General features: G+C 73.8%; 9 protein-coding genes. 4 read left to right on the top strand and 5 right to left on the bottom strand.

All coding sequences use genetic code 11. The features are described 5' to 3' along the window. The first annotated feature begins 360 nt into the window (after positions 1–360). The gene (locus ACWCPI_RS24460) at positions 361–2,073 is read left to right on the top strand and encodes a SulP family inorganic anion transporter (RefSeq protein WP_451040122.1); all 1,713 of its coding nucleotides are present in this window, start codon (positions 361–363) and stop codon (positions 2,071–2,073) included. A 134-nt stretch (positions 2,074–2,207) separates the two neighbouring features. Here ACWCPI_RS24460 and ACWCPI_RS24455 read toward each other — a convergent pair whose 3' ends face one another. After that, positions 2,208–3,116: a universal stress protein gene (locus ACWCPI_RS24455; RefSeq protein ID WP_451040121.1), complete on the bottom strand. Its 909-nt coding sequence runs from the start codon at positions 3,114–3,116 to the stop codon at positions 2,208–2,210. 531 nt (positions 3,117–3,647) lie between these two features. On the opposite strand from ACWCPI_RS24455, the gene ACWCPI_RS24450 reads away from it, so the two are divergent. After that, positions 3,648–4,373 carry a CBS domain-containing protein gene (locus ACWCPI_RS24450; RefSeq protein ID WP_451040120.1) on the top strand — a complete coding sequence of 242 codons (726 nt, stop codon included), beginning with the start codon at positions 3,648–3,650 and terminating at the stop codon, positions 4,371–4,373. Positions 4,374–4,710: 337 nt separating this feature from the next. Here ACWCPI_RS24450 and ACWCPI_RS24445 read toward each other — a convergent pair whose 3' ends face one another. Both ACWCPI_RS24445 and ACWCPI_RS24440 read right to left on the bottom strand, forming a co-directional pair. Continuing rightward, positions 4,711–5,592: a universal stress protein gene (locus ACWCPI_RS24445; RefSeq protein ID WP_451040119.1), complete on the bottom strand. Its 882-nt coding sequence runs from the start codon at positions 5,590–5,592 to the stop codon at positions 4,711–4,713. Between the two features lie 50 nt (positions 5,593–5,642). Next, the gene (locus tag ACWCPI_RS24440) at positions 5,643–6,548 is read right to left on the bottom strand and encodes a universal stress protein (RefSeq protein WP_451040118.1); all 906 of its coding nucleotides are present in this window, start codon (positions 6,546–6,548) and stop codon (positions 5,643–5,645) included. A 145-nt stretch (positions 6,549–6,693) separates the two neighbouring features. Between ACWCPI_RS24440 and ACWCPI_RS24435 the strand changes: the two genes are divergently transcribed. Further along, positions 6,694–7,023, top strand: a complete 330-nt coding sequence (locus ACWCPI_RS24435) for a universal stress protein (protein ID WP_451040117.1) — start codon at positions 6,694–6,696, stop codon at positions 7,021–7,023. 93 nt (positions 7,024–7,116) lie between these two features. Beyond that, positions 7,117–7,449 (top strand): cupin domain-containing protein, encoded by a 333-nt coding sequence (locus ACWCPI_RS24430; protein ID WP_451040116.1) that lies wholly within the window; start codon positions 7,117–7,119, stop codon positions 7,447–7,449. A gap of 295 nt (positions 7,450–7,744) precedes the next feature. Here ACWCPI_RS24430 and ACWCPI_RS24425 read toward each other — a convergent pair whose 3' ends face one another. Both ACWCPI_RS24425 and ACWCPI_RS24420 read right to left on the bottom strand, forming a co-directional pair. Then, positions 7,745–9,817, bottom strand: a complete 2,073-nt coding sequence (locus ACWCPI_RS24425) for an SWIM zinc finger family protein (protein ID WP_451040266.1) — start codon at positions 9,815–9,817, stop codon at positions 7,745–7,747. A gap of 479 nt (positions 9,818–10,296) precedes the next feature. Further along, on the bottom strand, positions 10,297–13,116 hold the full coding sequence (locus ACWCPI_RS24420; RefSeq protein WP_451040115.1) for an SNF2-related protein: 2,820 nt from the start codon (positions 13,114–13,116) through the stop codon (positions 10,297–10,299). Positions 13,117–13,145: the final 29 nt, after the last annotated feature.

Genomic DNA, 13,145 nt, shown 5'->3' with positions numbered 1-13,145 from the left:
ATCGGGGTTCCGGTCCCAGGGTGGTGGCGGGGGAACGGCACGGTGCAGAGACCGCAGGTCCCCTTTCGCGGGCCGATAGGCCCCATGGGCCGACGGGTCCCCACCGACGCCGCGTCCGGCGACGCGGGCCGACGACACAGCGATGTGTGCGAGCGGAGCCAAGCGAGCGGCGAGCAGGCGCACCCGGCCTCGGGCAGAGCACCCGTGTGCCGTCTGTTCCCCCGAGAGGTGTCGGCTACCGCTGCCCAGCATGTCGACCAGCAGCGCTGTGCCGGCAGAGGATGCCTCGCGGGCCGTTCGGCACCTGGCGGCCGACCAGAAGCCCGGAGGATCCTGAGATCTTCCGGCGCAAGGAGGATCATGTCCCAGAGCTCGGTCGACCGTGCTCCACGATGGCGCCGTCTGGTGCCCGGACTCGGCACGCTGCTCGGCTATCGGCGCTCGTGGCTGAGAGGCGACGTCCTGGCCGGAGTGACGGTGGCCGCGTATCTCGTGCCCCAGGTGATGGCGTACGCGGGCGTGGCCGGCCTGCCGCCGGTCGCCGGGCTGTGGGCGATCCTGCCCGCGCTCGCCCTGTACGCCCTCCTCGGCTCCTCCCGCCTGCTGTCGGTCGGCCCGGAGTCGACGACCGCGCTGATGACGGCGACGGTGGTGGGGCCGCTCGCCGCCGGAGATCCGGCCCGGTACGCGACACTGGCGGCGACACTCGCGATCGCGGTCGGCCTGCTGTGCGTGCTGGCATGGGCGGCGCGGCTCGGCTTCGTCGCGGACCTGCTGTCCCGGCCGGTGCTCATCGGGTACATGGCGGGCGTGGCGCTGATCATGATCGTGGACCAGCTTCCCAAACTCACCGGTGTCCCGACGACGGGCTCGGCCTTCTTCGCCCAACTGTGGTCCTTCGTACGGCACCTGTCACACGTCCACATGGCCACGGCCCTGCTCGCCATGGTGGCGCTCGGCGTCCTCTTCACGGTGGCCCGCTTCTGCCGCGCCGTTCCCGGCCCCCTCCTCGTCGTGGTCTTCGCCACGGCGGCCGTATCCCTGTTCGACGTCGACGACCAGTACGGCATCAAGGTGATCGGCGACGTCCCGTCGGGCCTGCCCGCCGTGGCCCTGCCTGACCTGACCGAACTGCCACACCTGATCCTCCCCGCCTTGGGCCTCCTCCTGGTCGGCTACACCGACTTCATCCTCACCGCACGGGCCTTCACCACGCGCGATGACAAGGGTCCCGGGCTCGACGCCAACCAGGAGTTCCTCGCTCTGGGCGCGGCCAACCTCGGCGCGGGCACACTGCACGGATTCCCGGTCAGCAGCAGCGCCAGCCGAACCGCGCTCGCCTCATCGGCGGGCGGGCACAGCCAGGCGTACGCATTGGTGGCCGGCTCGGCCGTCCTCGCGGTCCTGCTCTTCCTGAGCCCGCTGCTCTCTCGCACGCCCACGGCGGTCCTCGGGGCGCTCGTGGTCTACGCGGCCGTCCGCATGATCGACCTGACAGGCTTCCGGCGGCTGGCATCCTTTCGCCGCCGGGAACTCCTGCTGGCGCTCGGCTGCCTGGCCGGGGTTCTCACCCTGGACATCCTGTACGGCGTGCTGGTCGCCGTCGGCCTGTCGGTCGCCGAACTGCTCACCCGGGTGGCCCGCCCGCACGACGCCGTCGAGGGCCTGGTGCCCGGCGTGGCCGGCATGCACGACATCGACGACTACCCGCAGGCCCGCACCATCCCCGGCCTGCTCGTCTACCGCTACGACTCCCCGCTGTTCTTCGCCAACGCCGAGGACTTCCGCCGCCGTGCCCTGGCCGCCGTGGACGAACAGACCGAACCGGTCCGCTGGTTCGTCCTCAACACCGAGGCGAATGTGGAGGTCGACATCACGGCCCTGGACTCGGTCGACGAACTCCGCCGCGAACTTGCCCACCGCGGCATCGTCTTCGCCCTCGCCCGCGTCAAGCAGGACCTGCTGGACGACCTGACGGCGTACGGCCTGGCGGAGTCCGTCGGCCGCGAACGGATCTTCCCCACTCTGCCGACGGCGGTGGCCGCGTACCGGCAGTGGCGCAGCGATCAGTAGACCGCCCGAGGTCCATCTCCCTCGGCGTGCGGCTTGCGCAGCGCCTGGCGATCGCGTCGCCGTCGGCGCTCACCCGGGACGGCTGCCACAGACAGAGCCGACGGTCTGCGGACCCGACCTGTGGCTGCCCGGCTTCAGACGTGGGGCACAACGGCGACGGGACAGCCGACGTGGTGCAGCACCGCGTGAGTGACCGGACCGGTGTGGATACCGAGACGGCTGTCCCGTATCCGGCGCCCCACCACCACCAGGGCCGCCCCGGCGGCGGCACGGACCAGTTCGGTGGCCGCCCGGCCCTCGGCGACCGTCTCGGTGACGGCGACCTCGGGGAACTTCTCGCACCACGGGCGCAGCGCCGCGACCACGGCGTGCTCGTGCTCCGCGAGAAGCTCCGGGCCGGGCGGCGGGACCACCCGGTCGGCGGTGGCGTATCCCGGCGGGACGGTGAAGGTGTGGACCACGCGCAGCGCGGCGCTGCGGCGCCGGGCCGCGGTGAAGGCGAACTCGATGAGGTCGTCGCAGGGTTGTCCGGTGTCGAGGCCGAGGACGATGTCGCGGTACGGGAGCTCGGGGATCTCCTCCGGGGAGACACCGTCGGGGGCCGGGAGGTGTTCGGCGGCGGCGCTCTCACCTGCCCGGGCCAGGACGACGGGGCGCGTGGACCTGGCGAGGACCCGCTGGGAGACCGAGCCGAGCAGGAAGCCCGTGACACCGCTGAGACCGCGGGAGCCGAGCACCAGGAGGTCGGCGCGTTCGGCCGCTTCGAGCAGGGCGGCCACCGGTGACTCCTTCACCTGCCGGTCGACGATGCTCAGCGCGGGGTGCGCGGCACGGACACTGTTCGACGCCTCCGCCAGGAGCTGCTCGGCCCAGCCGTGCTCGGTCATGCCCATGGGCACATAGGCCGCAGGACGCGCGTGCACCTGCCAGGCGTGCACCAGCTGCAGCTCCGCGCCGCGGCGCAGGGCCTCCCGGGCCGCCCAGTGCGCGGCGGCGAAGCTCTCGGGAGAGCCGTCGATCCCTACGGCAACGTGTCGATCCATGACCTGTGCCTCCTCGGCGTCCGTGTGTCCACTCCGAAGCCTGCTACGGACCCCGAGCCGTGCGCAGGGACCGGAGGTCCCTTTCCTCGGGGCTTCGCGGCCCCCGTGCTTCCCGCCGTGGTTGCGGGGAGGTTCTTTCACGATGCCGAACATGGCGGCCTCCGTCACCGCCCCTCGCGCGCCACGGTGGGGGCCGGCCTCATGCTCGTCGATTCCGCGAAACGGCGTGACCCGCCGGTCCTTCCGCGGCCGGCCGAGAAGGGGACGGTTCGGCCCGGGCGGTCCGGGACGACCGGCCCTGCCCCCTCAAGTCGTGGCACGGGAGGCTGAAGTGGCATCGGAGGGCCGGTTACCCGGGACAGTCCGACGGGACAGCGACGGCCGGACCGGCCGCTCGAACCCGCGAGTCCATGGCCCCGGTGCACCTGGCGGGGCCACGACACCCCGCGGTGTCCGGGAGGCCCGTACGCGCCGTACGCGCCGCGGACCACGTCACGCTCCGCATGACGTGGTGAAGGAGGGAGGACCGTCATGAAGACCTGCACGGTCGGCGAGGTCATGACCAGGGAGGTCGTCGGCGCCCGCCAGGAGACGTCGTTCAAGGAGGTGGCACGCCTGCTCGGCCGGCATCGGATCAGCGGCCTGCCGGTGGTGGACGCCGACGACAAAGTCGTGGGCGTGATATCCGAGACCGACCTGATCCTCCGGCAGGCGGCGCAAGCCGAACGGGGCCGGGGACGCGGCTTCCGGCTCCCGGCACTGCGCCGCAGGACGCGGCGCACGACCGCCAAGGCGCGTGCCACCACCGCCGGGCAGCTGATGTCGACGCCCGCGATCACAGTGCACCCGGAACAAGGTGTCGCGGACGCGGCCCGGGTGATGGAGCGTCATCACGTCGAACGGCTGCCCGTGGTCGACGAGGAGGACCGCCTCATCGGCATCGCCACCCGCCGTGACCTGCTGCGGGTCTTCCTGCGGACCGACGAGGAGGTGTGCCGGCAGATCATTGACGAGGTCCTGACCCGCACCATGTCCCTGCCGCCGCACACGGTCACCGTCTCCGTGCACGACGGCGTGGCCACGCTGGAAGGCCGCCTGGAACAGCGCAGCGACATCCCGCTGGTGCTCCGGCTGACCTGGAAGGTGGACGGCGTCGTGGGCGTGATGAACAGCCTCACCTTCCGCTTCGACGACACCCGCCCATCCGAGAAGCACCCCGCACGCAGGATCGACCACTACTCGCTTCCGCAGCGGTGACCCTGACGCCGCTTCGGCGGCGTGCCTACGGGACGGCCACGGCCCTCCCCGCCCCGACCGCGCCCCCTCCCGCCACCCGGTCGCAGGCAACTGCATCGGCGGCTACCCGGAGTGCCCGCCCACCGATGCCTGGGCGGGCGACCCAGTCGGGGAGCCGGCCGGGGGACGACGACGGCGGATGGCCGCCTGCCGACACGTATACAGGCGGCGCAGCAACCGCACGAGCAGTTCGTCGGCCACCGCGGCCACGACGCACGTCACGGCCATCGCCGCGACCAACAGCACGGCGAGGGCGCGCCGGCCTACGTCCCGGCCACGCGGCGAGCCGCTGCACCGGTCAGGTCCACCGGGGTACGACCGCCACCGGGCAGGAGGAGTAATGCAGGGCCGCGTGGGCGACCCTGCCGAGCTGGAGCCCGGTGTGTCCGCGGCGCCGCTCGGCGCCGACGACGAGCAGATCGGCGGTGGCCGAGGCATCCAGCAGCACCTGGTGGGCAAATCCTTCGACGGTGCGCCGGCGCACCGGCACGGACGGGTGGGCGGCCGCCGTGTCGGACAGGGCCGCTTCCAAAGTCCTGGCGGCCTGCTGCTCAGGATGAGGGGCGGGCTCTCCCGCAGGCAGGGCATGGGCGGTGCTTGGGTGTGTGGGGCGGCGCCAGGCCCGTACGGCCTGCAGGGTGGCGTAGCGGGCTGCCGCCTCCGCGAAGGCGAAGCGCACGGCTGCCGTGTTTCCCGGTTCCTCGCCGACACCGAGCACGATGCGCTGGTAGGTCCGCGGAGTGCGTCGGTTGTCGTGGCCGCCTCGCAGCACGATCACCGGGCAGCGGGCACGGGCGGCGACGGCCAGGCTGACCGAGCCGAGCAGCCGCTCGGCGATACCGCTGCGGCCCCGCGATCCGATGACGAGTGCGCAGGCGTGGTGGCCCTCGTCGAGCAGCGCGCTGACGGCGTCCTCGGGCAGTACCGCTGTGGTGATCTTCAGACCCGGGGCCCGTCGGTGGGCGCGGCGCGCGGCGGCCTCGACGATGTTGTCGGCCAGTACCTGTTCCGAGGATCTGCCCAGCCCCTGGGCGAGGGCGGCGCCTTCGTACCGTTCCCACAGGGAGGCGTACACCAGCCGCAGCGGCACCCCGTGCAGGGCGGCCTCGTCGGCCGCCCAGTCCACCGCCCGCATGCTCGGCTCGGAGCCGTCCACGCCCACGACCAGGGGCAACTCCATGCTCCTCATCTCCCTTGCCGTCCCTTCCCTTTACTCTTCTGCCGGGCGGCTCAGTCGTGCGGGACGACGGCGACGGGGGCAGCAGCGTGGTGCAGTACGGCGTGCGTGACGGGGCCGATGTGGGCGCCGAACGGAGCGCGGCGGATCCGGCGCCCGACCACAACCAGGGAGGCGTCGTGGGAGGCGGCCACCAGTTGGTCGGCGGCCTTGCCGGCCCGGGAGGTCTCGACGATCTCCAGGGACGGGAACTTCTGTCGCCAGGGACGCAGGACCTCGGTCAGCGCGGACGCCCGTTCCGCGGCGATCAGGGCGTTCAGCTCCGGGTCGTCGGGCAGCCCGTAGGCGAAATAGGGCGGCAGGCTGAAGCCGTGGACGACCTGCAGCGTGGTGGCGCGGCGCATGGCCGCGTCGATCGCGAACTCGGTCACCGCCTCGTGGGGAAGCCCGATGTCGAGCCCGAGGACGACGGGCCGGTACCCGGTCGCGGCGGACGGAATGCCCGCTGGGTCCATGACGCGCTCGTCAGCGGCCGCTTCCCCGGCCCGTACGAGGACCACGGGTCGCTCGGTGCGCGCGACGACGGCCTGGCCGACCGAGCCGACCAGGAATCCGCCGACGCCACTCAGCCCCCGGGACCCCAACACCAGGAGCTCAGCCTCCTCGGCCGCGTCGGAGAGCACCTCGCCCGGTCGCCCGGTGAGCTGTTCCCCGACGACCTCCACGCCGGGGTGGCGCAGCCGCAGCCCTTCAGCCTCCTCACGCAAGATCCGTTCCGGCCACTTCTGCTGCGCTTCGGGGCCCAGCAGGGCTGCAAGAGCCATCGGCGCCGGCACCGGTTCCCAGACGTTCACCAGCCTCAACGGCACCCCGCGCAGCCGGGCCTCACGGGCCGCCCACTCGGCGGCGGCCCGACTCTCGGACGAGCCGTCGAGCCCTACGGTGACGGTGCGGGACATGGGACGTACCTCCTGGGGCAGGTCGAGCGCATGGAGTATCCGGCTGCAGCCTCGCAGCCGGGGATGGTGTGTGGGAGAGGCCGCAGGCCCCCTGGCAGGGGGCCGAACGGCCCCATCAGCCGCCCGCGGGGCCACCTTGCACGCCGTGCACGCCTGGCAGATGCCGCCCGTCTACGGGTACAACCCGGCAGCTGTGCACATCAGCGACGAGGACGGCGGCCTGGAGGCTCGCGTGACGAGGGATCTGGACGAGCTGCTGAAGCCGTGGCGGGAGAAGTACCCGCAGGTACCGGTGGTCCAGACGCTCGGCCTCGCCTCCGCGTCCGCGGTCGTGCTGCAGGCCACCGGTGGTGCGGGGCTGGTGGTCGTCGGCCGAAAGGTGCACCGGCCCGCCCTCGGCATGCGCATCGGCCCGGTGACCCACGCCGTACAGCACCACTCAGCCGCCCCGGTGGCCGTCGTCCCGCACGACTGAGGTCCCGACGGAACGCCGATATCGCCGAGGCCACGGTCAGTCGCCGGCACGGCGCATCCGCCGCCACCGGTCACATCCACGGAGACTCGAACCATGCAGAAGCTCTCACTCGACGCCATGGCCCTCCAGCACCTGGAACGCGCCACAGCCGCTTCCACCGGACGCAGTGCCGCCACCGTGTACGGCGGCCACGAACACGTCCTGCGCCAGACCGTCCTCGCGCTGACCGCAGGCACCGTCCTCGCCGAGCACGAGAACCCCGGCGAGGCAACCCTGCTGGTGCTACGCGGACGTGTCCGGCTCACCAGCGGTGACACCGCCTGGGACGGCCGGACCGGCGACCTGATCGCCATCCCTCCGGCCCGCCACAGCCTGCAGGCGATCGAGGACGCCGCAGTGTTGCTCACCGTCGCCAAACACGGCTGACGCTCGCGTCCGCAGAGCCACGCCGGGCGTTCGACGCCGAGGCACGATCCGGACGGCTCGAGAAGCCTTCCCGCACGGCCGTCCGTCCGGTGGTTACTGCCGCCCTGGTCTGATCATCAGCCGCGGGAGGGGGAACCACTACGCCCTCACGCAGCACTGTGCGCCATAGCCATAGCAGCAGCTATAGCCGTCGCGGTCGCCATCGCCATCGCGGTCGTGCACCGTGCATCGCGGTCGTCCACCGTGCATCGCCGCCGTTTCCGCCGCCCGGGGCCGGTCCCTGGCCAGGGCGGTGTCAGCCGTCCGGCGAGACGCCCAGGCCGGTCAGGGCACCGACCGGGTCGAGGTCGGGAGTGCCCCTCGGCCACCAGTCGTCGCGGCCCGGTTCCGACTCGTACGGATACCAGAGGCCGTTGCGGCCCAAGCGGAGCTGGACGTGGCCGTGGGGGTGGGTGAGGCGGTTGCGCCAGGGCCGGAAGGCGGGCAGGTCGGCGGCGAGGAGCAGGGGGCGTGCCCGGTCGAACCGGCCGGCCGGCGGGTCCCAGGGTTCTTCGAGGACGGTGAGGCCCTCAAGTCCCCCTTGGCGCCAGGCGGCGACCGCGCGGGCCAGTTCGGCAGGGGTGCGGTCGGCGGCGGAGGCGAGGGCGGCGTACAGACCGCGGGTGGCGCCGGTGAGCCCGGAGCCGGGGCGGGCCGCGGCGAGCCGGACCGCGTCCTGCCACAGGGTCAGGTCGGCCACCGGGTCGCGGCCGGTACTGAGCAGGGCGTGCGCACGGGCCGCGGCGTCGGTCGCCAGTTGGTCCAGCGCGAAGGGGTCCGGGCCACCGGGAGCCGCCGGATAGACGGGCGGCTGCTCTGGGTGCGGGGGCACGCGCAACGGGGGCGGCAGGGACGGGAGTTGTCGATCCGACGCGATGGCGTCGGTGGCCCGCACCCCGGGGAGGGGCGCCGGCTCCCTGTCCTGCGCGGCGCGTGCGGCGCGGGTGGCGTTGCGGCGAGACAGCGCGTCGAGCAGTTCGCGTTCACCGCGGCCGCGCAACAGGAGCAGGACGAAGGGGTCGGCGTCGAGCAGGCGGGCCGTCTGGTAGCAGAGGGCGGCGGCGTGCTTGCAGGGGTGGCCGTGGTCGGGGCAGCTGCAGTGGGGATCGAGATCGCCGGGGCCGGGCAGCAGGGGGACGCCGCAGTCGGCGAGGGACTGGGGCATCTCCTTGTCGAGCAGCGCGGCGATGTGCCCCGGCCGGTCCGCCGCGGTGTCCAGGAACCGCGCCCAGTCGTCGTCGCCCAGCGTCCGCAAGCGCACCTGGACCCGGTACGGCCGGGGCCGACTGCCCCGCACATAGGCGAGCACGAGCCCCGGCGTCACGGTGATGGCATCGACATGCCCCTGCTGTGCGTAACCGCGTCCGCGTGCCAGCCTCTTGGTGTCGAGGGCACCCTCCTCCAGCGCGGCCACCCACGCGTTGCCCCACCAGGTCTCGGCGAAGGCGGCGTCGTCCGGCGGGCGAGGGGCGAACGCCGGGAACGTGCGCCGGAGTTCACCGTCACGGCCGGGGGCGGCCATGGAGCGGGGCACCTGGGGGGTGGTGGGAACGTCGGGCGGGGGCGGGGTGTCGCCGTCCGGGTAGGCCGAGGGGGTGGTGGAGGACCGGCTCTGCGGTGAGGTGGTGGGCGGCCGGAGGGGGGCGGCGGGCGTTCGTGGCGCCCATGGTCCGGAGGGTTCGGAAGGCTGAGAAGACCCGGAAGGCTGAGAAGGCTCGGAACGCCGAGAGAGCTCAGACGGCCGGGAGGACTCGGAGGGCCGAGAGGGCGACACGGGGGCCGGATCAGGGGTGCGGTGAGCGTCGTCGCCGCGGTGCCGGGCCGTCGCTCCGGACGTCTGCGAGACCTCCGTGTCCGGCTCGTCCATGGGTGGCATCTCGAAGGCATCGGCGAGCAACTCCCTCACCGCACGGGCACGGTGACCGGCGACACCGCCGCCGGAACCCTTCCGGCCCCGCGGGCCGGACGAAACCGGTCGCCCTTGCCTGCCGCCGCGCTCGCGGCCCTCGCCGTCGCCCTCGTCGACCGCCCGGGCCTGCCTCCTCTCCCCCAGCGCGGCCCGCAGCGCCTCCCGGGCGGCATCGGCCGGACGCGCCCCCCGCGGCCCGGAAGCAGGCGCGGGCGGCGATGCGATCGGCCCGGAAGCGGGCGTGCGTGGCGGTACGGCCGGGTCGGAAGCGGAGGCGCGCGACGGCACCGCCGGATCGGATGCAGGACTACGCGACGGCACCTCCGGGTCGGAAGCGGAGGCGCGCGACGGCACCGCCGGGTCGGATGCAGGACTACGCGGCGGTACATCCGAATCGGATGCGGGGGCGCGCGACGGCACCCCCGGATCGGGCGCCGGTGAGCCAGGTTCCCTGCCCGTGTCGGTCCGGTCGGCTGCCGTGTCTGACGTGCCGCTCCCCGCGACGGCACGGCGCAGCGCGGCCCGGGCCGCATCACCTGGGCGGGTCTCGGGGCGCTCGCCCCGGTCCGGCGCCGACTCCTCCGGAACGGCCTCCCGCCGCTCCCTCGCGGCCCTGAGCGCCCGGCGCGCGGCATCGGCCGGACGCCCGGGGTCGACCGGGTGGACCGAAGGGTTCTGCACGGCCGGTGCACGATCCGGGCAGGCAGCGGGACCCGGGTGGCCTTCGGAGTCCCGGCCCGGCTCCTCCTGGACCGGGCCGGGCGCCGTCTCCACGTCCCGTTCCTCGCCGAGTCCGGTGGCGGGCATGCCGGTCTCGCCCGCACCCGAACGTGCGGGCCCGTCCGGGGCGCGGCCGCGGCCGTCCCCTTCTCGCGCGCTCCCCCGGTTCGTCGCTCCTGTCATGACTGCCTCCGCAACGACACCAGGTCGGACAGCTCCCGGTCGGTCAGTTCCGTCAGGGCCGCCTCGCCGGTGCCCAGGATCGCGTCGGCGAGGGCCCGCTTGGACGCGAGCATCTCGGCGATGCGGTCCTCGACGGTGCCCTCGGTGATGAGGCGGTGGACCTGGACGGGCTGGGTCTGGCCGATGCGGTAGGCGCGGTCGGTGGCCTGTTCCTCCACGGCCGGGTTCCACCAGCGGTCGAAGTGGACGACATGACCCGCGCGGGTCAGGTTGAGCCCGGTTCCCGCCGCTTTCAGTGAGAGGACCAGGACCGGGGTCACGCCGTCCTGGAAGCGGTCCACCAGGCGCTCCCGCTCGGGGACCGGCGTCCCGCCGTGCAGCAGGTCCACCGGGACCGCCCGGGCGGCGAGGTGGGAGGTGATCAGCCGGGCCATGCCCACGTACTGCGTGAAGACCAACGCCGAGCCGTCCTCCGCCAGCACGGTGTCCAGCAGCTCGTCCAGCAGTGTCAACTTGCCCGAGCGGACCGCCAGTCGGTCGTGGGGCGCGCGCTCCTCCTTGAGATACAGCGCGGGGTGGTCGCAGATCTGCTTCAGCGACGTCAGGAGCTTCAGCACCATGCCCCTGCGTGCCATGCCCTCCGCCGTCTCGATGGCGTACATCGACTCGCGCACCACCGCCTCGTAGAGCGCCGCCTGTTCACGGCTGAGCGGGACCGGATGGTCGGTCTCCGTCTTGGGCGGCAGCTCGGGGACGATGCCGGGGTCGGACTTCTTGCGGCGCAGGAGGAAGGGGCGGACCAGCCGGGCCAGGCGCTCCACCGCCTCCTCGTCCTCGCCGTTCTCCACCGCGCGCGCGTGCCGGGCCCGGAAGGACTTCAGCGGGCCGAGCAGGCCGGGGGTCGTCCAGTCGAGCAGGGCCCAGAGCTCGGAGAGGTTGTTCTCCACCGGGGTGCCGGTGAGCGCCACGCGTGCGGCAGTCGGGATCGTGCGCAGCGCCTTGGCCGTAGCGGAGTAGGGGTTCTTGACGTGCTGTGCCTCGTCGGCGACGACCATGCCCCAGGTGTGCCGGGCCAGCGTCGTCGCCGTCGACCGCATGGTGCCGTAGGTGGTGAGGACGAAGCCGGCGTCCAGGTCGTCCAGGGTGCGCTCCGGGCCGTGGAAGCGGCGGACGGGGACGCCGGGCGCGAAACGGGCGATCTCCCGTTGCCAGTTGCCCAGCAGGGACGCCGGGCAGACCACCAGGGTCGGGGCGGTACCCGCACGTTTCAGGTGGAGGGCGATGACCGTGATCGTCTTGCCGAGTCCCATGTCGTCGGCCAGGCAGCCGCCGAGCCCCAGGGACGTCATGAGGTCCAGCCAGGCCAGGCCCCGGAGCTGGTAGTCGCGCAGCGTCGCCCGCAGTCCCGGCGGTGGCTCGGCCGGTCGCACCCCGGCGGTGAGGCGGTCGCGCAGGGCGGCCAGGGCACCGACCGGCACCGCCTCGACCGTCTCGCCGTCGACCTCCGCACTGCCGGTGAGGGCGACGGAGAGGGCGTCGACCGGGTCGAGCAGGCCCAGTTCGCGCTTGCGTGCCTTGCGGACCAGGGCCGGGTCGACCAGCACCCAGCGGTCCCGCAGCCGGACGACCGGGCGGTGCGCCTCGGCGAGGGCGTCCATCTCGGCCTCGGTGAGCGGATCTCCGCCGATCGCCAGCTGCCAGCGGAACTGCAGCAGTTCCTCGCTCTCGAAGAAGCCGGTGCCGTCGGTCGCCGAGCCCGGCGCGGGCCGTACCACCGCCGCCGCGCTCAGGTCCTGGGCCAGGTCCCGGGGCCAGTGCACGGCGACTCCCGCGGCCGCGAGCCGGGTCGCCGCGATGCCGAGCAGATCGCCCAGCTCCTCGTCGGACAGGGCCAGTACGTCGGGCACGTCCTGTTCGGACAGCCGGTCGAGCGGCGCCCACACCCGCGCCGCGCGGCGCACCGCGAGGGCGGCGTCCACCCGTGCCCGCGGGCCGAACGCGGCGTCGGCCTCGCCGGACCACAGGGCCGCCGCGTCCACGACGAGGGTGGGGTCGGCGAGGCTGTGCACCTGGACGATCGCCGCGCCGGCGCTGCGGGCGCCGTCACCGCTGTCGTCGAAGAGGTCGTACGCCGACAGGTCCAGGCGCAGCGAGACGCGCACGCCCGCGTCCATGCCGGCGGCGACCTCGGCCGCCCAGTCGTGGGCGGTGGGCAGGTGCACGCCCTCGCGCGCGGCGAAGGGCCTGCCGGAGCTGTGCGGTGCGGCGGGGGTGCGGGGCAGGGTGTCCGCGACCGCGTCCAGGAAGGACCGCATCAGCGCTTCGGGCTCAGGCAGCCGCAGTGGGCCGGTCCCGGGCAGCGGGACCGCGTGGCCCTCGTACGGCAGGGCCGCGGCGACCGCTCGCAGATGGGCGATGTCGTCCGGGTCGAGCGGGCCGGCCCGCCAGGCGTCATGGCCGGTCGGGGTCAGGCCGGGCAGCAGCCGGCCGCGCGCGGTGAGCCGCAGGGCGTGCAGCGTGGCGGCGCCCCAGCAGGCGGTGGCGGGGTGGGCGGCCGGATCGTGGCGGGCCCGCACGAGCAGTGGCAGCGCCTCGCCGAGCGGCAGGGACAGCGCGGGGGTGGTTCTGCGGCGGACTCCGGCTCCATGGCGTCGTACGACGGTGAGCTCGGTGTCCTCGGCGGGCAGCGGGCCGCCGTCGGGGTCCCAGAAGGCCATCCGGCCCTCGCGCGGGAGGGGAGCGGGCAGGAAGACGGCCGCGAGCCGCACGGGCACGGCGTCCCCCGCGCGCTCGGCCACCACAGCCACCTCGCTCATACGTCCTGCCACCTCCCGCCCCTGAGTCG

This window comes from Streptomyces sp. NPDC001920, assembly GCF_053594495.1.
The sequence above is the reverse complement of the archived record's forward strand: the minus strand, read 5'-3'. Positions and strand labels throughout refer to the sequence as shown.

What these genes read in the sequence shown, in the direction of transcription:
- ACWCPI_RS24460 (WP_451040122.1), top strand. Translation starts at nt 361, where the DNA reads ATGTCCCAGAGCTCGGTCGACCGTGCTCCACGATGGCGCCGTCTGGTG.
- ACWCPI_RS24455 (WP_451040121.1), bottom strand. Translation starts at nt 3,116, where the DNA reads ATGGATCGACACGTTGCCGTAGGGATCGACGGCTCTCCCGAGAGCTTC.
- ACWCPI_RS24450 (WP_451040120.1), top strand. Translation starts at nt 3,648, where the DNA reads ATGAAGACCTGCACGGTCGGCGAGGTCATGACCAGGGAGGTCGTCGGC.
- ACWCPI_RS24445 (WP_451040119.1), bottom strand. Translation starts at nt 5,592, where the DNA reads ATGGAGTTGCCCCTGGTCGTGGGCGTGGACGGCTCCGAGCCGAGCATG.
- ACWCPI_RS24440 (WP_451040118.1), bottom strand. Translation starts at nt 6,548, where the DNA reads ATGTCCCGCACCGTCACCGTAGGGCTCGACGGCTCGTCCGAGAGTCGG.
- ACWCPI_RS24430 (WP_451040116.1), top strand. Translation starts at nt 7,117, where the DNA reads ATGCAGAAGCTCTCACTCGACGCCATGGCCCTCCAGCACCTGGAACGC.
- ACWCPI_RS24420 (WP_451040115.1), bottom strand. Translation starts at nt 13,116, where the DNA reads ATGAGCGAGGTGGCTGTGGTGGCCGAGCGCGCGGGGGACGCCGTGCCC.